The sequence below is a fragment of the Pseudoalteromonas sp. SR43-2 genome, assembly GCF_014163885.1.
GTDB classification, from domain to species: Bacteria; Pseudomonadota; Gammaproteobacteria; order Enterobacterales; family Alteromonadaceae; genus Pseudoalteromonas; species Pseudoalteromonas distincta.
This window is the reverse complement of the sequence record NZ_JACJED010000005.1, coordinates 129,315-150,988: the sequence shown is the minus strand read 5'-3', so window position 1 is coordinate 150,988 and position 21,674 is coordinate 129,315. Positions and strand designations below refer to the sequence as shown.

Sequence of the window (21,674 nt, the reverse complement as noted above, 5' to 3'; positions counted from 1 at the left end):
GAGGCGGCTTTTTTGTTTACAGCGCTTCTAAATTATTAAGGTAGTAGGTTGCTTGTTGCAGCGTTTGTTCTTGGAGTGTTTTTTCTTGTTTATCCCAGTTTTTATATACCATACCAATACGTGGGTTCTTTTCTAGTCTGTCTCTGTGTTTATTCATGAAATGCCAGTACAGGCTATTTAGCGGGCAAGCTTTATCACCTACTTTTTGTTTAACTTCGTACTGACAGCTTTTGCAGTAATCGCTCATCTTATTAATGTAGTTACCGCTTGCAGCATAAGGTTTAGTCGCAATTATTCCATCATCGGCAAACTGGCTCATTCCTCGGGTATTGGGCATCTCTACCCACTCTATGGCATCGATATAAACACCTAGGTACCAATTATCTACGTCATCAGGGTTTATTCCTGTAAGCATGCAAAAGTTTCCAATAACCATTAGGCGTTGAATATGGTGGGCATAAGCGGTTTCAAGGCTTTGTTTTAATGAGTGGCTTAGGCAATTCATTTTTGTAGAGCTGTTCCAAAAATAAGATGGTAATGTGTTTTTGGCTTGTAGTTGATTTTTAACAGCGTAGTCGGGCATGTTAATCCAATAAATGGCACGTACATATTCTCTCCAACCTAATATTTGCCTAGTAAAGCCCTCTACTTGCGAGAGGGATATTTCACTGGGTCTTTGTTCGTATTCTCTTATTACACGTTTGATTACATATAACGGGTGGAGTATTTTTGCGTTTAGGGCAAACGATAATCGGCTATGGTACAAGCTGGTATTATTTTTACTTTGATCTGTCATCGCATCTTGAAAGTGACCAAAGCAACTAAGTAAATGCTCGCAAAAGTATTCTAGAGATTCAATAGCTTGTTTACGCGTTGTTGGCCACTCTAGTCTCTGATCGGCTATTTCGCCAAGGTAAACGATCTTGTGCTTATTTAAGCGAGAAATGATGCTCTTGACATCATTATTGAATAGCTTAGGTTTTGGTATACACGCTAAGTCAGCTTTGGAAAATTTATTGCGATTATTACTGTCAAAATTCCATTTGCCACCGGTTGGCTTAGTATCATCAACTAATATATTAAACTGCTTACGCATAGCACGATAGAAGTGCTCCATTGTCACATGCTTGTTTTTTGTAAAGCGTGTTTTTATATCGGTGAACGGTAATAAAAAATGTTCAGTATCTGTGGCAATTACATCAAATGAGCCATCACTTTTAAACTTAGCTAATTGAGACTTAAGCCTAAACTCATCAGGGTATTGATATTCAATAGTTTCGCATTGGTATTTACCGGCAATTCGCTTGAGTAATTCAATTAAATCTTTGTCGTCAGCGGTATCGTCAAGTGTTAAATGCAAAACATTAAAACCTGCCGTTTTTAATGCAGTCGCAAAGTTTTCCATAGCATTAAAAAAAGCACACAGTTTTTGAATGTGATGCTTAACGTAGTCGGTTTCTTGTTTTAATTCTGCGATGAGATAAAGCGTGTCGTCGTCTTTTTGTTTATACCATGAATGAGATGGGTTTAGCTGATCGCCTAGTATTAATCTAAGTGTTTTATGATGGGTCATAGTAAAGCCAAATTTTTTTATACGGGCATAGTTAATTAAACGATCGTTTTAATATTTTACAACAAGCAAATAGGAGTAATTAAGTGCATAACGACAATAGTTTGCTGTTTTTAATGCTGGGGATTAGTTGTTTCTTGAGTTTAATAATAGATTAGTAAAACGAATAGAGGCGGTAAATAACGCAATACATTGTGCTGTTAGCAATAGGGCAAAAAAGTTTAACCGCATATCGAGGCGTTTTTGACCATGGTGTTAAAATGAGCATAATTAAGGGGAGATTAAGTAAATTAAGTCTCCCCCCCAATTGAATATCTAAATTTTATTACTTTGCTTTTGCTGCATTCTTTGTTGTAACGAAACCACATTGGTAACGTTGAAAAGAACATTGCTTGCAAAGCTTTCAAAGTACCTAAGCGCTTTTTTCCAAGCGAGCTGACTCTCAGTATTAAAATGCTTACCAAGGTGCTCTTCAAGGGTTTCGTAAAAAGCGTTAGATAAAAGGGCAATGTCACTGTGTGAAGCGCCGCTTTTTTTTAGATACATTAAATGGTGAGCTAAAAAAGGAGCTACCGATGCTGGTTTATCTAAATGTTTAACAATTCGTTCTAACACGCAAAAGAGGGTAAAGCTCTTTTCGTTAAACTGTAAGGCCGTCGGGTAATTCATCTCAATACTAGATTGGGCTAATTTACTATGAAATTTAGCCGTAAACGCATGAAAGTTAGGCTTAATAATTGTTAAGTTATTTAATAATGCTGATTGTTGTTGATTCATTTTTATCTCGTTGCAGTGAGTAATAACTATTATTATCAAGTAGGAATAATGTTGATTATAGCGGGCAGTTCAAATTCTGCACGTTTTTTAGTGTGAAAGTATGGCTTTTTGTTATATCTATTTACTTTCTGGTAATTAGTGAGCCTTTAAAACGTATTTTAAGAGTTATTAAACTTCAGTTTATCTGATTTTTATCCTGAAATAATAAGCTACTACATTTTATGACTCAAGTATGGGCATTTTATAAAGTTGGCTGATTACTTATGTTACTTACATATACATTAAATTAGCATCTTGACGAATTGCAAATTTTATAAACTAATTGCGTATTATAGTTGCTAATTATCCTGTACATCCTTATAATAGCGGCCATTGTTTAGCGTGTTGTATAACAGCTAACAGCGATATTAAATTTAAGGTTTGATATCTATTGGCGCGGGATGGAGCAGTCTGGTAGCTCGTCGGGCTCATAACCCGAAGGTCGTCGGTTCAAATCCGGCTCCCGCAACCAATTCTACTAGTAGGTATTACCTTACTAATTTATATCGCGCATTCTAAGTAATGCGCGTTTTGCGTTTTAGGCTATGTAGTTTAATTAGGTCAGTTTACTGACTCGCAACCAAGCTTGGCCCTCGGCCACACAGTTTTATGCTTTATTGGTGTGACGCCCCGCTTGGTTCGGGGCGTTGTTGTATCTGCACCTTACGATTTGTGGCAATTGCTATCAAATTAAAATTTAAACTCAGTATTTTAGGGCTATAAGCCCTTTTTTTGTTTGTATGGAGGATTTTCGTGACAAAACTTGAACAAGATTTAGTAACCATGTTAACGCCTGCGGTAGAAATGTTAGGCTTTGAGTTGCATGGTCTTGAATTTGTACAAGCGGGTCGCCATTCTACCTTGAGAGTATATATTGCTCATGAGGATGGGATCTCAGTTGATAACTGTGCGGATGCCAGTCGCCAAATTAGTGCGATTTTAGACGTCGAAGACCCAATTACAAATGAATATGATTTGGAAGTATCGTCTCCTGGTGTTGATCGTCTATTATTCAAACAAGATCACTACGAGCAGGCGCAAGGAGAGGAAGTACGCGTGCGTACTAAACTTCCACAGGATGGTCGTCGTAATTTTAAAGGCGACTTAGTAGCAGTTAGCAGCGATATGATCACACTATCTAGCGATGGTGCAGAGCATCTGATCATGCTTAGTAACATCGAACGTGCGAATTTAATCGCGAAGTTTTAAATTCGAGTGCGAAGGAATAGGGCAAGCGAGGCATTACCCATGGCAAAAGAGATATTATTGGTTGCTGAAGCCGTTTCCAATGAGAAAGCGGTTCCAAAAGAAAAGATTTTTGAAGCTCTAGAGTTCGCTCTAGCGACAGCGACAAAGAAAAAACACGATGGCGAAATTGAAGTACGTGTAGCAATTGACCGTAAAACCGGTGATTACGATACGTTCCGTCGCTGGCAAATTGCCGCTGTATTAGAAGATGGTTCTTTAGAGAACCCATACAGCGAAATCACTCTAGAAGCAGCACAGGTTGAAGAACCTGATTTGCAAATGGGTGATTATGTTGAAGAGCAAATTGACTCAATCAAATTTGACCGTATTACAACACAAATGGCTAAGCAAGTTATCGTACAAAAAGTACGTGAAGCTGAGCGCGCTTTAGTTGTTGAAGCATACAAAGATCAAGAAGGCGAGCTGGTAACGGGTGTTGTTAAAAAAGCAACTCGCGATGCAATCGTACTTGATTTAGGTAACAACGCAGAAGCGGTAATTTACCGTGATGACATGTTGCCACGTGAAAACTTCCGCCCGGGTGATCGAATCCGTGGTCTTTTATATGAAGTTAAACCTGAAGCACGCGGTGCTCAATTATTTGTAACGCGCTCAAAACCTGAAATGCTAATGGAATTATTCCGCATCGAGGTGCCAGAAATTGGCGAAGAGATGATTGAGTTACGTGCAGCTGCACGTGATCCAGGTTCACGCGCTAAAATTGCTGTTAAATCTAACGACAAACGCATTGATCCAATTGGTGCATGTGTTGGTATGCGTGGCGCACGAGTTCAAGCTGTATCGTCTGAGCTTGGTGGTGAGCGTGTTGATATCGTACTTTACGATGACAACCCAGCACAATTTGTTATCAATGCAATGGCGCCAGCAGAAGTTGCTTCAATCGTAATGGATGAAGACACTCACTCAATGGATATCGCTGTAGAAGCCGATAACCTAGCACAAGCAATTGGTCGTAATGGTCAGAATGTTCGTTTAGCAAGCCAATTAACTGGCTGGGAACTAAACGTAATGACTGTTGAAGACATGCGTACTAAAAATGAAGCTGAATCTGATAAGTTACTTAACTTATTCACTGAAAATTTAGATATAGATGATGAGTTTGCATCATTACTTATTAACGAAGGTTTCTCGACACTTGAAGAAGTGGCGTATGTACCTGCGTCTGAATTTTTAGAAATTGATGGTCTTGATGAAGATACTGTAGATTTATTGCGTTCACGCGCAAAAGATGCATTGACAACTAAAGCACTTAAAACGGAAGAAAGCTTAGATGGCGCAGAGCCTGCTGAAGACTTACTTGCGCTTGAAGGCTTAGAGCGTCACTTAGCATTTGTTATGGCAAGCAAAGGTGTTGTTACACTTGAAGACTTGGCAGAGCAAGGTATTGACGAATTAGTTGATATCACAGAACTTTCATCTGAAAAAGCGGGTGAACTGATTATGGCTGCACGAAACATTTGTTGGTTTGCAGACGAGTAATTTATTAACGGAGGTATTACACACTATGGCAGAAGTAAATGTTGAAAAACTAGCCGGCGATATAGGTACAACTGTTGATAAATTGCTACAGCAGTTTTCACAAGCAGGTATCACTAAGCAAGCAACTGATAACGTAACAGAAGCTGAAAAAGCAACGTTACTTGATCATTTAAGCAAGCATCATGGTGGTACAGGTTCAGATGGCCCAGCGCGTATGACTTTACAACGTAAGAGCAAAAGCACATTAAGTGTGACTGGTTCTACGGGTAAAGCTAAAGATGTTCAAGTTGAAGTTCGCAAAACACGTACCTACGTGAAGAAAAGCGCAATGGAACAAGAACAAGAGCAAGCACGCTTAGCCGCTGAAGAAAAAGCCCGTCTTGAACAGCAACAAAAAGCTGAACAAGAAGCCGCAGAATTAAAAGCGAAACAAGAGGCAGAACGTAAAGCGAAAGAAGAAGCTGACCGTAAAGCCAAAGAAGAAGCTAAACGCAAAGCTGATGCAGAGCGTAAAGCGAAACAAAAGCAGATGACCCCAGAGCAAAGTGCTAAGTCTGAGAAAGATCGCATAGAAGCTGAGCGTCTGCAAAAAGAAGCAGAAGAGGCCGCATTGAAGAAAGCTGAAGAAGAAGCGAAACGTCAAGCAGAAGAGGCAAGAAAGCTAGCTGAAGAGAATTCAGCACGCTGGAAGAAAGAAGAAGAAGAACGTAAGAAACGCGAAGAAACAGCGGATCACCATCTTACGACTTCAACTTATGCACGTGAAGCAGAAGATGTTGCCGATGCTCGTGATGAGCAAGGCACTCGCCGTGCTAAGAAAAAGAAAAAAGCGCCAGCAAAAGATAAATTTGCAGCGTCAAGAGGCCGTAACAAGTCTAAATTAAAAGCACCAGCATCGCTGCAGCATGGTTTCCAAAAACCAACTGTTGATGTTAAAAATGAAGTGCGTATTAGCGAAACAATTACAGTAGCTGAGCTTGCATCACGCATGGCTGTTAAAGGCGCTGAAGTTGTTAAAACAATGATGAAAATGGGTGACATGGTTACTATTAACCAAGTGATCGACCAAGAAGCTGCACAACTAGTTGCAGAAGAAATGGGTCACAAGGTTATCATTGTTAAAGAAAACGAATTAGAGCAAACAGTACTTAACGACCGCCATGAAGATGGTAAGTCAGAGCCTCGTGCTCCAGTAGTAACTGTAATGGGTCACGTTGACCATGGTAAAACATCGACTCTAGATTACATTCGTTCTGCGAAGGTTGCTTCTGGCGAAGCCGGTGGTATTACACAGCATATTGGTGCATACCATGTTGATGTAAACGGCAATATGATTACCTTCTTAGATACTCCAGGACATGCTGCATTTACATCAATGCGTGCTCGTGGTGCTAAAGCGACAGATATCGTAATCTTAGTGGTTGCAGCAGATGATGGTGTTATGCCACAAACTAAAGAAGCGGTACAGCACGCACGTGCAGCTGGCGTTCCTTTAATCATTGCTGTAAACAAAATGGATAAAGAAGGCGCAGATCCAGATCGCGTTAAAAACGAACTAGCTCAGCTAGACGTTATCCCTGAAGAATGGGGCGGCGATACGCAGTACGTTCATATCTCAGCTAAAACTGGTCTAGGTATTGATGACCTTCTTGAAGCCGTACTTATGCAATCTGAGCTTTTAGAGCTTTCAGCCCCTACCGAAGGTATGGCTGCAGGTGTTGTAATTGAATCTCGTCTTGATAAAGGTCGTGGTCCAGTTGCATCAGTACTTGTTCAATCTGGTACGCTTAACCAAGGTGACATTGTATTATGTGGTCTTGAGTATGGCCGTGTTCGTGCAATGCGCGATGAAAACGGTAAAGATATCAAGTCGGCAGGTCCATCGATTCCAGTAGAGATTTTAGGTCTTTCTGGTATTCCAGCTGCGGGTGACGAAGCAACTGTAGTTAAAGATGAGCGTAAAGCGCGTGAAGTTGCTTTATACCGTCAAGGTAAGTTCCGCGATGTTAAACTAGCACGTCAGCAAAAAGCTAAGCTTGAAAACATGTTTACTAACATGACTGAAGGTGATGTTTCTGAAGTTAACGTGGTACTTAAAGCAGACGTTCAAGGTTCTATCGAAGCAATCTCTGATTCACTAACTAAACTTTCTACTGATGAAGTAAAAGTGAAGATTGTAGGCTCTGGTGTTGGTGGTATTACTGAGACTGATGCGACACTAGCTGCAGCGTCTAACGCAATTGTAGTTGGCTTTAACGTTCGTGCTGATGCTTCTGCTCGTAAAGTGATTGATACTGAAAACTTAGACCTTCGTTATTACAGCGTAATTTATGCTTTAATCGAAGAAGTTAAGCAAGCAATGTCAGGCATGCTAGCACCTGAGTTTAAACAAGAAATCATTGGTCTTGCGCAAGTTCGTGACGTATTCAAGTCTCCAAAAATTGGCGCAATTGCTGGTTGTATGGTTACTGAAGGTGTTATTAAACGTAGCGCTCCAATCCGTGTACTACGTGAAAACGTGGTTATCTATGAAGGTGAACTTGAGTCACTTCGTCGCTTTAAAGACGATGTTGCTGATGTTCGTAACGGCATGGAATGTGGTATCGGCGTTAAGAACTACAATGACGTACGTGTTGGTGACCAAATCGAAGTATTTGAAACAGTTGAAGTACAACGTACTCTTTAATTGTTAGCTCGCTAAACTAATAAATGGGGGCTTAGCCCCCATTTGTGTATCCATTATTTAATTAGCTTATTATTAAATTTCAATAAGTTATGATTTTAGGACAAATGCAATGAGAGAATTTTCTCGCACTGATCGTGTTGCACAGCAAATCCAAAAAGAAATTGCTGTAATTTTACAACGCGAAATTAAAGATCCACGCTTAGGTATGGTGACAGTGTCAGCGGTAGAAGTATCGCGTGATTTATCTTATGCCAAAATTTTCATCACTGTGTTTAACACACAAGATGAAGATGCAGCTAAGCAAAGCGCAAAAGTACTTAATGAAGCAACGGGTTATATTCGCTCGTTACTTGGTAAGCGTATTCGTGCTCGTATAATGCCTGAGTTAAAGTTTGTAGTTGATAATTCACTGATGGAAGGTATGCGTATTTCTAATTTAGTGGATTCTATTATCCGCGAAGATAACGCAAAGCATGTCGATGAAGATGTAGAAAGTGTTGATGCTGATATTTCAAATAGTGAACAAAGTACTAAGCACGTAGAAGATACAGATAGCGAAGAAGGCACTGATACAGATGGCAAAGCGCAGTAAAGGCCGTGCAGTTGACGGTATTTTGTTGTTAAACAAACCGCAAGGCATTTCATCAAATAAAGCTCTGCAGCAAGCGAAAGGTGTTTATTTTGCACAAAAAGCTGGCCACACTGGGGCTTTAGACCCGCTTGCTACAGGTATGCTGCCAATTTGTTTTGGTGAGGCGACTAAGTTTACGCAGTTTTTACTCGATACAGATAAAACCTATATCGTTCGTGCAAAACTGGGTGAGCGTACAACGACATCAGATTCTGATGGTGAAATCGTAAGCACGAAAGATGTGAATGTGACGCGTGAGCAGTTAACAAAAGAAATTGCAGCTTTTGTTGGTGAGTCAGATCAATATCCATCAATGTACTCAGCACTTAAGTATCAAGGTAGACCATTATATAAGTACGCACGAGAGGGTATTGAAGTCCCTCGTAAATGCAGAAAAATAAATGTGTTTAGCTTATCGTTTGACGAATTTGATGAACAAAACAACGTATTACAAATGACGGCTCATGTATCAAAAGGGACGTATATTCGTACAATAGTTGATGATTTGGGCGAAAACCTAGGGTGTGGCGCACACGTTATAATGCTTCACAGAACTGCTGTTGGTCAGTATCCGGCAGATAAAATGGTTTCGCTTGATGAAATTGAAGCGTTGCTTGCTAAAGCGAAAGCAGAAGAGCTTGCGCCTTCTACTTATTTAGACTCGTTGTTATTACCTATAGACACTGCTTTAACTGATTTACCTGTTATTGAAATTTCGAAAGAGCAGGGCAAAGTATTTAGTCATGGGCAAGCAGTCGAGTTACCTGAAGCTTTACCTGAGGGGGCAATTAAAGTTGTTGCGGATGGTGTGTTTATTGGTACTGGCGAGCGCAACTCAAGTGGCCATTTAAAGGTTAAACGTGGTCTTGCTAGCCAGCAAGATGATTACGTAAAGCCTGAATAAGCAATTAGTGTGCCCAGCAGTGGCTTATTAGTTGTAGATGGGAATAATTAACTTGTAGTTATTCCCACAGTTGGTAGAATACGCCGGCTTAATCGTTTTGGCTGAATTAGTGATCGGCTAAGACACCTTTTAAATTTAATTTTTGGAGTTACTATGTCACTAAGCAATCAAGAAAAAATCGATATCATTGCTAAATTTGCACGTGCAGAAGGCGATACAGGTTCATCAGAAGTACAAGTAGCATTACTTACTTATGATATCAACAAGCTTCAAGGTCACTTTGCTGATCACAAGCATGACTTCCACTCACGTCGTGGTCTGCTTCGTAAAGTAAGCACTCGCCGTAAACTACTTGATTACCTTAAAGGTAAAGATATCACTAGTTATACTGCACTAATCAAAGAACTTGGCCTACGTCGTTAAGAACTAGATTATAGAAATGGGAGCTTTTTAGCTCCTTTTTTTGTGCCTAAAATTTGTGTTTGAAAATAAAACAAATTTATAAACTTATTGAATTATATTATAAAACTCCTATTTCATAGCTTATCAAGCATCGTTGTATTTACCCACTCATTAGCCCAACTTAAATCTAGTAGCTAGTGTGTGTTGACCTATCGTGATTAATTTTGCAGCTGTATGTTTGGTCTTTAGGCAAGGCAGCGCCTATGTAGTGTGGTTATTCCCCATAAATAGGCGATAACGCAGCATAAATGCCAAACATGCGCTGCCCTAGGATGAACAAATTTCAATCCACAAAGATCAACACACCCTAGACTCGCATTTTGAAGTAGCTTTGGTATATACTATGCGCGTAGGTAAAAAGGTTTATCTGCAATTATTCACATCATTGCCAATTGTAGTACTTAATTGATTTCCAACTGAATACAATTATGTACTGTAATTGGTACTTTGATGACAACTTATTAGAATACATTTAAGGAATATTTTAAGTGCAAGCAATTATTAAAGAATTCAAACTAGGTCAACATACAGTGACTCTAGAAACTGGTGCAATCGCTCGTCAAGCAGACGGCGCTGTACTTGCAAGCATTGGCGACACTTCAGTTTTAGTAACTGTTGTTGGTAAGCGTGAAGCACAACCTGGTCAAGACTTTTTCCCACTAACAGTTAACTACCAAGAGCGTATGTACGCTGCTGGTCGTATCCCTGGTGGTTTCTTAAAGCGTGAAGGCCGTCCTAACGATGGCGAAACTCTTATTGCACGTCTTATTGACCGTCCAATTCGTCCACTTTTCCCAAGCGGCTTTGTAAACGAAGTACAAGTTATTGCTACTGTTGTTTCTGTTAACCCTGAAATCCAACCTGATATGGTTGCGATGATTGGTACTTCAGCAGCACTTGCTATCTCTGGTATTCCATTCAGTGGTCCAATTGGTGCATCTCGTGTTGGTTACATCAACGGCGAATACGTACTTAACCCTACATTAAAAGAGCTTGAAGAAAGCCAACTTGATTTAGTGGTAGCCGGTACTGATAAAGCGGTACTTATGGTTGAATCAGAAGCTAACGTACTTGCAGAAGACGTAATGCTTGGCGCTGTTGTATATGGTCATGAGCAATCTCAAGCGATCATTACTGCAATCGAAGAATTTAAAGCGCAAGCAGGCAAGCCTACTTGGGATTGGACTGCACCTGAGAAAAATGTTGCACTAGAAGATAAAGTAGCAACTATTGCTGCTGAAAAAGTAGGCGCAGCTTACTTAATCACTGATAAAGTAGCGCGTAAAGAAGCTCTTGGTGAAGCTAAAGATGAAGTTGTTGCAGTATTAACAGCTGAACTTGCTGAAGGCGATTCTTTAGACAAGCAAGAAATTGGCAAAATCTTCGGTTCACTTGAGAAGAAAATCGTTCGTGGCCGTATCGCTGCTGGCGAAAAACGTATCGATGGTCGTGAACCAGATATGATTCGTGCACTAGACGTAATGACTGGCGTATTACCGCGTACTCACGGTTCTGCTATCTTTACACGTGGTGAAACTCAAGCGTTAGTAACAGCGACACTTGGTACAGAACGTGATTCACAGTTAATCGACGATTTAACTGGTACTCATAAAAACCACTTTATGCTTAACTACAACTTCCCTCCATTCTGTGTAGGTGAAACTGGTTTTGTTGGTTCTCCTAAGCGTCGTGAAATCGGCCATGGTAACCTTGCTAAGCGTGGTATTTCAGCTGTAATGCCTACACTTACTGAGTTCCCTTACTCAATCCGTGTAGTATCTGAAATTACTGAATCAAACGGTTCTTCTTCAATGGCGTCTGTTTGTGGTACTTCTCTAGCACTTATGAACGCGGGTGTACCAATTAAAGCATCTGTTGCCGGTATTGCGATGGGTCTAGTTAAAGAAGACGATAAATTCGTTGTTCTTTCTGACATTTTAGGTGATGAAGATCACTTAGGTGACATGGACTTTAAAGTTGCCGGTACTGCTGCGGGTATTACTGCACTTCAAATGGATATCAAAATCGAAGGTATCACTCAAGAAATCATGCAAATTGCGCTTAAACAAGCAAAAGCTGCACGTTTACATATCTTAGAAGTGATGGATGAAGCGATTTCTGCTCCTTCTGAAGAGCTATCAATGTTTGCTCCTCGCATATACACAATGAAAATCCCACAGAAGAAAATCGCTGAAGTTATTGGTAAAGGTGGCGCAACTATTCGTCAGCTTACTGAAGAAACTGGTACAACGATTGAAATCGGTGACGACGGTACAATTAAAATTGCCGCTACAGATGGCGAAAGTGCAGCTAATGCAATTAGCCGTATTGAGCAATTAACAGCTGAACTTGAAGTAGGTACTATCTACGAAGGTAAAGTTGTACGTATCGTAGACTTCGGTGCGTTTGTAAACATTCTTCCTGGCAAAGATGGTCTAGTACATATTTCTCAAATTAGTACTGAGCGCGTTAATAACGTGGCTGATCACCTTTCTGAAGGTCAAGAAGTTAAAGTTAAAGTACTAGAAGTAGATCGCCAAGGCCGTGTACGTCTAAGTATTAAAGAAGCAATGGAATCAGCAGCACCTGCAGCTGACGCGCCAACTGACGCGTAATTGCTAACTTATTAATCTAGTTATATTAGCTAGATAGTAAAAAAGGGGCTGTTTAGCCCCTTTTTTTATGCTTTAATGAAACCTTATTGGACAAGGTCTGTCTTATATTAATCGCGATATATCTTGGTATTAAGGATTTTAATGATACTCAAACATTTAGCTTTGGCATCTTTTGCTATTTTGTCTTTAAGCGCTTGCCAAACTACAACAGAATCAGAACCAACCCCGATTGTTAATGTGCCATTTACTGCACCTTTAGCTTCTGACTTTAGAAGTGAAATTGCTATTGCACGCTACTCAGAGCTATTAAATAGAGCCGACTTAAGCGAAGAACAACAAGCTAAGCTTTATTACGACCGTGGTGTACTTTTTGATAGTCTAGGTATGACAACTCTTTCGCGTATTGATTTTAATCGCGCAGTAAAGCTTAAGCCTGATTTAGCTGAAGTGTATAATTTTTTAGGTATTCAACATACGCTTATGCAGCAGTATGAAAAAGCCTATGAGTTTTTCGATTCTGCCCTAGAACTTGATGAAGAGCATGAATACGCCTATTTAAATCGTGGTATCGCACTGTATTACGGCGACAGAGCAGGCCTTGCTAAAAATGATTTTAATGAATTTTTAGCTCGCTCTCCAAAAGATCCGTACCGAGTTTTATGGGTTTATTTAGCACAAGCACAAGAGGATAAAGCCGTTGCGCTTGATGCACTTAAACAAAATGCCACTGCACTTGATGAGTCACAATGGGCGTACCAGTTAATTTCTCTTTATACGGGGGATATGAGTGAACATGCATTTTTATCTGGCATTAGTGATGGTGTTAGAACTGAGCAAGAATATGCGCAGCGTTTATGCGAAGCTTATTTTTATTTAGCTAAAATGCATCAAGCAGCAGGTGAGCTGTATTTAGCATCAGATTACTTTAGGCTTGCGCTAGCAACTAATGTACACGAGTTTATTGAGTACAAATATGCGCGTTTAGAGCTTGAGTTGATGCAAGGTGTTGACGCAAGTTAAGCGTTTTAAATTAACAGGTGTATTACTATGTTGTTTGTTAATTACAGGCTCGAGTAATCACCTAGGCGCTATTGGCTTTTGGCATGTTTTAAACGCAAAAGCTAATGTGCTACAAAGTTATTGGAAATCACCTGGTTATTTTTCTGATCACTTAGAGCAGTTACCAAATACCTCTTTAGCTATACTCGCCCGCAGTAAAATTTCTTCAGCCCAATATATGTATTCTCTTAAGCTTATTAAAAACAGTCAGAGCGATACTGCAAAACAATTTTGGCTCTCCGCTATAAATGACTTAACAATCCCAGAGCGTAAAATATTAGCAACAAAGTTACTTGAGCGCTCACGTTGGAGCGATTTAAAGTTACTCGCTAGTAAAAACAAATTACCAGCAGGGGATGTGCTAAATCATCTAAAGCTTCAGTTAAAAACACCACAGAGTAAAGTATCTAGTGAGTTTATCCACGCTCTTGGTTTTTCATCTTTAATAAATATAAGCAAACCTAATAAGCAATGTATGTTTAACGTGCTGGCTATGAGCGATCATCGTAGTGGCTTATATAAACTCACCGAGTTTATTAATGCTTATAATAAACAGCCAGAGCCCCGTGAAAATATTTTTTGCTTTTCAAAACCAGTTTACGTTGCAGGTATGCTTGAGTGTAAAAGTAGCATTAATCAAATAGCAAAGTGTGACTGGCAATCAGCTAAACTCAATAACCAGCTTCCTAACAATTTTGATTTTATAGTAATGATGCCAAAAGATGGAACGGCTAATGTTTCTAAAGGAACAATGCTAATAAACTCAAAAGCAAAATACAGTGTGTTTTTGCATGAGTTGATGCATTTTAACGGTTTTGAAGATGAATATGCGCTACCTAAAGCTAAACAAGCATGGTTGTGTACAAAAACAGGTTTTGTGGCACCTAATTTATTTATTTCTCATGATGAGTCGCCCCCAATAGGCTGGCATAAAGCAAAGAGTTGCCAGATAGGTGGTGTTGCATATAAACCTAGTGAAAATTGGTCTATTATGCAATATCAGCAGTTAGGGCTCTCGGCGCAGTATAGAGAGATTTGGTTGAAGCATTTAGATATGACCAATGGTAATTCTTATCGCCACTCCAGCGCGCTTACATTTGCAAATAAGGCCATATTAAATTAACAATTATCAGTATTAATTAATTGTTTTTGTAGGCTTAATAAATTGTTAGTTCATGTTTAAAAAACACCCATACAGAACCGCTTTTTATAGACAAAATCAGTGTTTTTCAGTATAACTATAGTCATTAATGTCGTTTAAAAACAGGCAGTAAAAGCATCCCTTAGTATTAAAAAGAGATGCCCTGATAAACTTATGATAATAAAAGGCCCTACATTATGACTTTGCTCTGGATACCCTTGTTATCCTTAATTGGCAGTGTTATTTCTGCATGCACAGGTAAGTTATCCCGCAATTTAAGCACTAGTTTAACGGCTCTTGCGCCTTTAACGGCTTTGGGAATAACTTTATACCATGCACCTGCAGTTTTAGCGGGCGAAACCATTCGTTACTCTTTCGCTTGGATCCCGTCAATAGGGCTCGACCTATCTCTGCGGTTAGACGGCCTCAGTTTATTGTTTATGTTTATGATTTTAGGCATAGGCTTGCTCGTTATTCTCTACACGCGTTACTACCTCAGTGCCAACGACTCAATGGCTAAGTTATATAGTTATTTAATGCTGTTTATGACCGCAATGCTTGGCATTGTTATGTCTAACAATGTTATTCAGCTGTGGTTGTTTTGGGAATTAACGAGCATCAGCTCATTTTTATTAATTAGTTTTTGGTGGCATAAGTCTGAAGCGCGAAAGGGTGCTCGTATGGCTCTTGCTGTAACAGGTGCGGGTGGCTTAGCGTTACTTGCAGGCTTAATGCTATTAGGTGATATTGTTGGTAGTTATGACCTAGATGTTATCCTAGCGAGTAAAGCAATAATTCAATCTCACGATTTATACGAAGTAGCATTAGTATTGGTGCTATTGGGTGCGTTTACTAAATCGGCACAATTTCCATTTCATTTTTGGCTTCCTCATGCAATGGCAGCGCCTACGCCAGTGAGCGCGTATTTACATTCTGCAACCATGGTAAAAGCCGGTATATTTTTGTTAGCACGTTTTCATCCGGCTTTAGCTGGCACCGATACGTGGTTCTTACTTGTTGGATTAACAGGTTTAGCTACGCTGTTGTTTGGTGCTTATATAGCATTATTCAAACACGATTTAAAAGGATTGTTAGCCTACTCAACAATAAGCCATTTGGGTTTAATAACGCTATTACTCGGGCTTGATACTGAGCTTGCGACTGTTGCTGCTATATTTCATATAATTAACCATGCAACGTTTAAAGCGTCGTTATTTATGGCCGTTGGTATTATCGATCATGAAACAGGCACGCGCGATATGCGTAAATTAAATGGTATGTGGCGATACTTACCATACACTGCAACGCTTGCAATGGTCGCGGCGGCTGCAATGGCAGGGGTTCCATTACTTAATGGCTTCTTGTCTAAAGAGATGTTTTTTGCAGAAACGCTGCATCAGCAAGTGCTTGGTTCTATGTCGTGGTTAATTCCAGTACTGGCAACGGTTGCAGGCGCATTAGCTGTTGCGTACTCCGCACGCTTTATTCATGACGTGTTCTTTAATGGTGAGCCAATCGATTTACCTCGCACGCCGCACGAACCGCCACGTTATATGCGAGTACCAATAGAAATATTAGTTGTGATTTGTTTGCTAGTGGGTATGTTCCCACACTTTACAATTGATGGCATTTTATCTGCGGCCTCTTTAGCTGTACTTGGAAAAGAAATGCCAGTTTACGAATTGGCTATTTGGCACGGGTTTAACTTGCCTCTATTAATGAGTGCAATGGCGATTGCTGGCGGTTTATTTATTTATATTAATCGTAAATATCTATTTCAGTTTCAAGCGTCATTACCACCTTTAAATGCTAAAAAAACCTTTGAACGTGTAATTTTAAGTGTTGTTGCCTGGTGTCAGTCAAAGGTAAGCAGTATTGAAAATGGATCGCTGCAGCGCTACCTAGTAATTATGTTAGCGGTAGTCTTACTGTGTGCCGGTTGGCCATTATTTGAAATGCAACAACTTGCTGGCAGCATGCCACTTACCCCTGTTGATGTGCACAATGCAATTGGTGCGGGCTTATTGATTATTGGTGCTCTTGCTACCGTTATTTGGCATCGCTCTCGAATGGTATCGTTGTTAATGCTCTCAATCGTAGGGTTAATGGTATCGGTTGTGTTCACACGTTTTTCTGCTCCAGATTTAGCGCTTACACAGTTAACTGTTGAGGTTGTTACTATTATTTTACTTATGCTGGCATTGTTTTTCTTGCCCCAGCATACGCCAAAAGAATCAAGTTCATTACGCGTACTTCGAGATTTAGGAATTGCCTCTACGTTAGGTGTAGTTATAGCGAGTATCTGTTATGCATTACTTACACGTCCATTAGATTCAATCTCAGACTTCTTTATTGCTAACGCTAAAATTGGTGGCGGTGGTACTAATGTAGTTAACGTTATTTTAGTCGACTTTAGGGGCTTTGATACGCTTGGTGAAATTACCGTATTAGGCATTGCCGCATTAGGTATATTTAAAGTACTTTCTCGAATCCCATTATTTATGCCAGCAAGTGACAGCGAAGGGCGCCCATGGGCACGAGAGCGCCATCCAATATTACTGGCGAGTATTTCACAAAGTTTATTACCGCTTGCGTTATTGGTTTCTGCATATATTTTCTTACGCGGACATAACTTACCTGGCGGTGGCTTTATTGCAGGACTGGTAACGTCAATCGCGTTTATTTTGCAATACATGGCGCATGGTACAGCATGGATAAACGGACGTTTTGATGTTAATTATCGTAAAATCATAGCTTCAGGCATTGGTATTTCACTGTTCACTGGTGTGGGTAGCTGGTTCTTTGATAAGCCATTTTTAACAACTTGGTTTGACTACTTTGATATTCCGTTTGTCGGTAAAACAGAGCTTGCCAGCGCTATTGCATTTGACCTAGGTGTTTACTTAACGGTTGTAGGCGCTACGCTAATGATTTTGGCAAGCTTAGGTAATATGACGGCAGATACCCAGAAAAAAGAGGTAAATATTTAATGGAATTATTGTACGCATCTTGCGTTGGAGTATTGGTCAGTTGCGGTGTGTTTTTACTGCTAAGAGCTCGTACGTTCCCTGTAGTACTTGGGCTTACTATGATTTCATATGCTGTTAACTTATTTTTATTTTCAGCAGGTCGTCTTACTATTAATAAAGCGGTAGTGCTTGGTACTGGTACAGAATACGCCGACCCATTACCTCAAGCTTTAGTGCTTACAGCTATTGTTATTGGTTTTGCGATGACCGCATTCGTGGTTATTTTGGCAATACGTGGACGCGCCGATTTAGGTAGCGATCATGTTGATGGTTATGTGCCTAACACCTCGGCAGATAATAAGGAGCAAAAATGATCCAACATTTAGCTTCGCTCCCTATTTTATTACCTATGCTGACGGCCGTTATTTTACTGCTGCCACCATGTGGTAAAAGCGTTAAAATTCGCCGCTTAGTTTCAATTGTAATGGCAATAGCTACTTTTGCCATTAGTGTGCTTTTACTTGTACATGTTAATAATACAGGTATTAACGTTTACGCTATTGGTAATTGGTCTGCACCATTTGGAATAGTCTTAGTAGCCGATATGTTGTCTACCTTATTGGTTACGTTAACTTCATTTTTAGGTTTGGGCGCTATTTTATATGGTAGTGCTGGCGATGATGAAAAAGGCAGCTTTTATCACCCACTTGTTCACTTTTTGATATTAGGTGTAAATGGCGCGTTTTTAACTGGCGATTTATTTAACCTATTTGTATTTTTTGAAGTGCTACTGATTGCATCTTATGCATTGTTAATGCACGCAGGTGATAAACAAAATACTCGCGCGGCATTGCAATATGTAATATTGAATTTAGTTGGCTCAAGTGTATTTTTAATCGGTTTGGGGATTTTGTACGGTGTGCTTGGTACGCTTAATATTGCAGATATGACGCAAAAGGTATCACTACTTACAGGTGATGATGTATATCTAGCAAAAGCAGGCGGCTTACTACTATTAATAGTATTTGCTTTAAAAGGCGCACTATTACCTCTGCATTTATGGCTTCCAAATACTTACGCAAGTGCTAAACCTGTGGTTGCTGCATTGTTTGCGATTATGACTAAAGTAGGCGTTTACGCTATGCTTCGTGTTTATACGGTGATATTTGGCGAACAAGCAGGAGCGCTTGAACACATGGCGCAGCCTTGGCTTTGGGGCTTAGCAATTGCGACCATTATAGTAGGTGCAATTGGTGTGATGGCAGCACAAGACTTACGTAAACTCACCTCTAACTTAGTATTAGTATCGGTAGGTACGCTGGTTGCGCTAATAGCATTGCAAAATGTAAATGCCACTGCTGCACTTTTATATTATTTAGTGCATTCAACACTTGTTAGTGCCGCACTATTTTTACTAGCAGACTTAGTTTCAATCCAGCGCGGTAAAGTTGGCGATAGACTAGTAGCAGGTCGCTCTGTAAAACAGCCATTTTTATTAGGTGTGTGCTTTATTATTGCGTCTTTAACGGTAGTTGGTATGCCACCACTGTCAGGCTTTGTAGGTAAAATTTGGATACTTAAAGCGACATTAAACAGTGAGCAAGCTTTACTATTTTGGCCAGTATATTTAGTAACAAGTTTTGCGTTGTTAGTTGCGCTTTCGCGCGCTGGCACAACTTTGTTCTGGGAGCATAGAAGCAAAAATAGCGAAAATGCCGATTGTGCAAGTGCACACCCGTTGCAGGTAACTGTAATTATAGCTTTACTTGCATGTTCGCCATTGCTCGTTATTTTGGGCGGACCAATAAGTGAATATATGCTAAATGCTGCTACTCAGTTACATGATCTAAGCGGCGGTATTAATGCTGTACTTAAAGGAGGCATGTGATGAGATTACAAGCCCGTTTTCGTTGGTTACCAACGCCATTTCGTAGCTTATTTTTGTTTATGGTTTGGTTATTGTTAAACAATAGCGTATCGGTAGGGCACTTAGTATTAGCGACTATTTTTGCGATACTTATCCCTATTTTAAGTTTTTCGTTTCGAGACCCTCAGCCACTGATTTTAAAGCCAGGCTTGGCGCTTAAACAGTTACTTATAGTGCTGTACGATATTGTTGTTGCAAATTTACAAGTGGCTTTACTTATACTTGGGCCATCAAAAAAATTGCGTCCGGCATTTATAAAAGTACCGATAGATTTAACACACGACATGCCAATTACTATATTGGCCAGTTGTGTATCGCTTACACCTGGTACTGTGAGTGCAGAAGTTTATCCAATTGCTGAGTCGTTACCTGAAGGTGAAGAGCCAACGCAACGCTACTTATTAATACATGTGCTTGACCTTAAAGATGAAGAAGCACTTATCAAACAAATAAAACAACGCTACGAAGCTCCACTAAAGGAGATATTTCAATGTTAGACACCGTATTACTCATTGTTTTTTCGATGATTGGTTTATCATTATTGCTTAATTTATGGCGATTAATCATCGGTCCTTCAGTGCCTGACCGTGTTTTAGCGCTCGATACTATGTACATTAACGTCATCGCACTGATTATTTTATACAGCATTAGTATGGATACAGGGCTTTATTTTGAAGCTGCACTGCTTATTGCCATGCTCGGCTTTATAAGTACGGTTGCAGTGTGTAAGTATTTACTACGTGGCGATATAATTGAATAAGGTGAAAACATGATCAGCGAATGGGTTGTATCAATATTATTGTTATTTGGTGGTACGTTTATTTTAATTGGCTCAATAGGTTTAATTAAACTACCTGACTTTTTTATGCGTTTGCATGGACCAACTAAAGCAACCACGTTAGGCATGGCGAGTATGTTAATTGCGGCTATGGTCTATTTTGCAAGTTCAGAGCATGGCCTAAGTGTTAAAGAAATACTCATCACTATATTTTTACTAATTACAGCACCGATTAGTGGTTACATGCTAATAAAGTCAGCTATTCATCATAAGCTAAAGGCCAAAGAAGGCACTAAAGGCCTAGATAATGTAGAAGACGACTAACGCAAAAATTAATTTATAAAAGGCCGAATAAATACATTTTATTCGGCCTTTTTAATGATTGCTTGTACCCTTTACAATACAAACTATTCATGTGACTATAAATCCATTATTTATATGAAAGGATATTATTATGGGTAAGGTACTACTTTTATCATTGCTAATTTTTTCTAGTAGTTTATATGCTGAACAAAATACTAAGCAGCAAAAAATAGATGAACTCATTAAAGTAATGAATTTAGATTCAATGGTCGATTCTATGTACGGCCAGGTTGAAGGTATGATGAAAGGCATGTCAGACCAAATGGGTGTTAAGCCTTCTGAGCAAGCAATTTTTGATAAGTACTACGGCGACATGACGACGGTATTAAAAACTGAGATGAGTTGGGCTAAAATGCAGCCAATGATGGTCAATGTATACGACAAGCATTTTAGTGAGCAAGAAATTGCCGATATGTTAGCGTTTTATAAAACAGATACAGGGCAAAAAATACTTGAAAAAATGCCTGTTGTAATGCAAGAGTCTATGCAAATGTCACAAAGCTTAATGAAAGATGCTATGCCTAAAATACAAACTTTAGCGCAGCAACTAAGCGACGAATTAGAGCAAAGCCGTAGCGAATCAAACTAGGGCAGCGCATATTTGGTATTTATGCTGCGTTATCGCCTGTTTATGGGGGATAACCACACAACATAGGCTCTGCCTTGCCTAAAGACCAAACAGTCTGCATAAATTAAATCACCAATGATCAACACGCCCTTACATTAATACGCGCCTCACTTAGGCGCTTCTCTGCTAAATTACGCCCCCTTCAGATAATACACGGCCAATATTAGCTTAAGTTAATTATGTTTGTGTCACTATACCAACGAGCAATAATACATAATCAATTTGAGGGATTAAATTCGGCGCTAACTGCGTTAAACATTTTTGAGATACGACTGCATGGATGCAGGGGCAATTAATAATAACAACTAAATAACGAAACCTTTGCTCTGCTATCCACTCGATTTATTGTCTTAAATAGAGCACTTAATTAAGCCAAT

18 protein-coding genes and 1 tRNA gene are annotated in these 21,674 nt (G+C 39.7%); 17 read left to right on the top strand and 2 right to left on the bottom strand.

Annotation, left to right across the window (positions count from 1 at the left end):
* Window positions 1-16 precede the first annotated feature (16 nt).
* Window positions 17-1,573 carry a cryptochrome/photolyase family protein gene (locus H5120_RS06270; RefSeq protein ID WP_182673887.1) on the bottom strand — a complete coding sequence of 519 codons (1,557 nt, stop codon included), beginning with the start codon at window positions 1,571-1,573 and terminating at the stop codon, window positions 17-19.
* 312 nt (window positions 1,574-1,885) lie between these two features.
* Window positions 1,886-2,347, bottom strand: coding sequence for a globin (locus tag H5120_RS06265; protein WP_138489413.1), 462 nt, complete (start codon window positions 2,345-2,347; stop codon window positions 1,886-1,888).
* Between the two features lie 434 nt (window positions 2,348-2,781).
* Between H5120_RS06265 and H5120_RS06260 the strand changes: the two genes are divergently transcribed.
* The 17 genes from H5120_RS06260 (at window position 2,782) to H5120_RS06180 (ending at window position 21,258) form a co-directional block, all read left to right on the top strand.
* A tRNA-Met gene (locus H5120_RS06260) sits at window positions 2,782-2,858 on the top strand.
* 281 nt (window positions 2,859-3,139) lie between these two features.
* The gene (gene rimP / locus H5120_RS06255; RefSeq protein ID WP_002958482.1) at window positions 3,140-3,595 is read left to right on the top strand and encodes a ribosome maturation factor RimP; all 456 of its coding nucleotides are present in this window, start codon (window positions 3,140-3,142) and stop codon (window positions 3,593-3,595) included.
* A gap of 39 nt (window positions 3,596-3,634) precedes the next feature.
* Window positions 3,635-5,134, top strand: coding sequence for a transcription termination factor NusA (gene nusA, locus H5120_RS06250; RefSeq protein WP_182671311.1), 1,500 nt, complete (start codon window positions 3,635-3,637; stop codon window positions 5,132-5,134).
* Between the two features lie 25 nt (window positions 5,135-5,159).
* Window positions 5,160-7,820: a translation initiation factor IF-2 gene (gene infB, locus H5120_RS06245; protein ID WP_002958484.1), complete on the top strand. Its 2,661-nt coding sequence runs from the start codon at window positions 5,160-5,162 to the stop codon at window positions 7,818-7,820.
* 109 nt (window positions 7,821-7,929) lie between these two features.
* Entirely contained in the window at window positions 7,930-8,412 is a 483-nt protein-coding gene (gene rbfA / locus H5120_RS06240; RefSeq protein ID WP_182673886.1) for a 30S ribosome-binding factor RbfA, read from the top strand.
* Complete coding sequence (gene truB / locus H5120_RS06235) at window positions 8,396-9,355, top strand: tRNA pseudouridine(55) synthase TruB (protein ID WP_002958489.1); 960 nt, start codon at window positions 8,396-8,398, stop codon at window positions 9,353-9,355. Before rbfA ends, truB begins: the two co-directional genes overlap by 17 nt.
* Before the next feature lie 153 nt (window positions 9,356-9,508).
* Window positions 9,509-9,778: a 30S ribosomal protein S15 gene (gene rpsO, locus H5120_RS06230; protein ID WP_002958490.1), complete on the top strand. Its 270-nt coding sequence runs from the start codon at window positions 9,509-9,511 to the stop codon at window positions 9,776-9,778.
* A gap of 527 nt (window positions 9,779-10,305) precedes the next feature.
* Entirely contained in the window at window positions 10,306-12,432 is a 2,127-nt protein-coding gene (pnp, locus tag H5120_RS06225) for a polyribonucleotide nucleotidyltransferase (protein WP_182673885.1), read from the top strand.
* 141 nt (window positions 12,433-12,573) lie between these two features.
* Complete coding sequence (gene nlpI, locus H5120_RS06220; protein ID WP_002958493.1) at window positions 12,574-13,452, top strand: lipoprotein NlpI; 879 nt, start codon at window positions 12,574-12,576, stop codon at window positions 13,450-13,452.
* On the top strand, window positions 13,439-14,614 hold the full coding sequence (locus tag H5120_RS06215) for a hypothetical protein (RefSeq protein ID WP_182673929.1): 1,176 nt from the start codon (window positions 13,439-13,441) through the stop codon (window positions 14,612-14,614). The genes nlpI and H5120_RS06215 overlap by 14 nt, the downstream gene beginning before the upstream one ends.
* A 215-nt stretch (window positions 14,615-14,829) precedes the next feature.
* A complete protein-coding gene (locus H5120_RS06210) occupies window positions 14,830-17,622 on the top strand; it encodes a monovalent cation/H+ antiporter subunit A (protein ID WP_024603510.1) in 2,793 nt (930 codons plus the stop codon).
* On the top strand, window positions 17,622-17,975 hold the full coding sequence (locus H5120_RS06205; protein ID WP_010554685.1) for a Na+/H+ antiporter subunit C: 354 nt from the start codon (window positions 17,622-17,624) through the stop codon (window positions 17,973-17,975). The genes H5120_RS06210 and H5120_RS06205 overlap by 1 nt, the downstream gene beginning before the upstream one ends.
* A complete protein-coding gene (locus H5120_RS06200; protein WP_182673884.1) occupies window positions 17,972-19,489 on the top strand; it encodes a monovalent cation/H+ antiporter subunit D in 1,518 nt (505 codons plus the stop codon). The genes H5120_RS06205 and H5120_RS06200 overlap by 4 nt, the downstream gene beginning before the upstream one ends.
* Window positions 19,489-20,025 (top strand): Na+/H+ antiporter subunit E, encoded by a 537-nt coding sequence (locus H5120_RS06195; protein ID WP_002958499.1) that lies wholly within the window; start codon window positions 19,489-19,491, stop codon window positions 20,023-20,025. Before H5120_RS06200 ends, H5120_RS06195 begins: the two co-directional genes overlap by 1 nt.
* On the top strand, window positions 20,019-20,288 hold the full coding sequence (locus H5120_RS06190) for a K+/H+ antiporter subunit F (protein WP_007378493.1): 270 nt from the start codon (window positions 20,019-20,021) through the stop codon (window positions 20,286-20,288). Before H5120_RS06195 ends, H5120_RS06190 begins: the two co-directional genes overlap by 7 nt.
* Window positions 20,289-20,297: 9 nt before the next feature.
* The gene (locus H5120_RS06185) at window positions 20,298-20,630 is read left to right on the top strand and encodes a Na+/H+ antiporter subunit G (RefSeq protein ID WP_002958501.1); all 333 of its coding nucleotides are present in this window, start codon (window positions 20,298-20,300) and stop codon (window positions 20,628-20,630) included.
* Between the two features lie 130 nt (window positions 20,631-20,760).
* A complete protein-coding gene (locus H5120_RS06180; protein ID WP_182673883.1) occupies window positions 20,761-21,258 on the top strand; it encodes a DUF2059 domain-containing protein in 498 nt (165 codons plus the stop codon).
* Window positions 21,259-21,674: the final 416 nt, after the last annotated feature.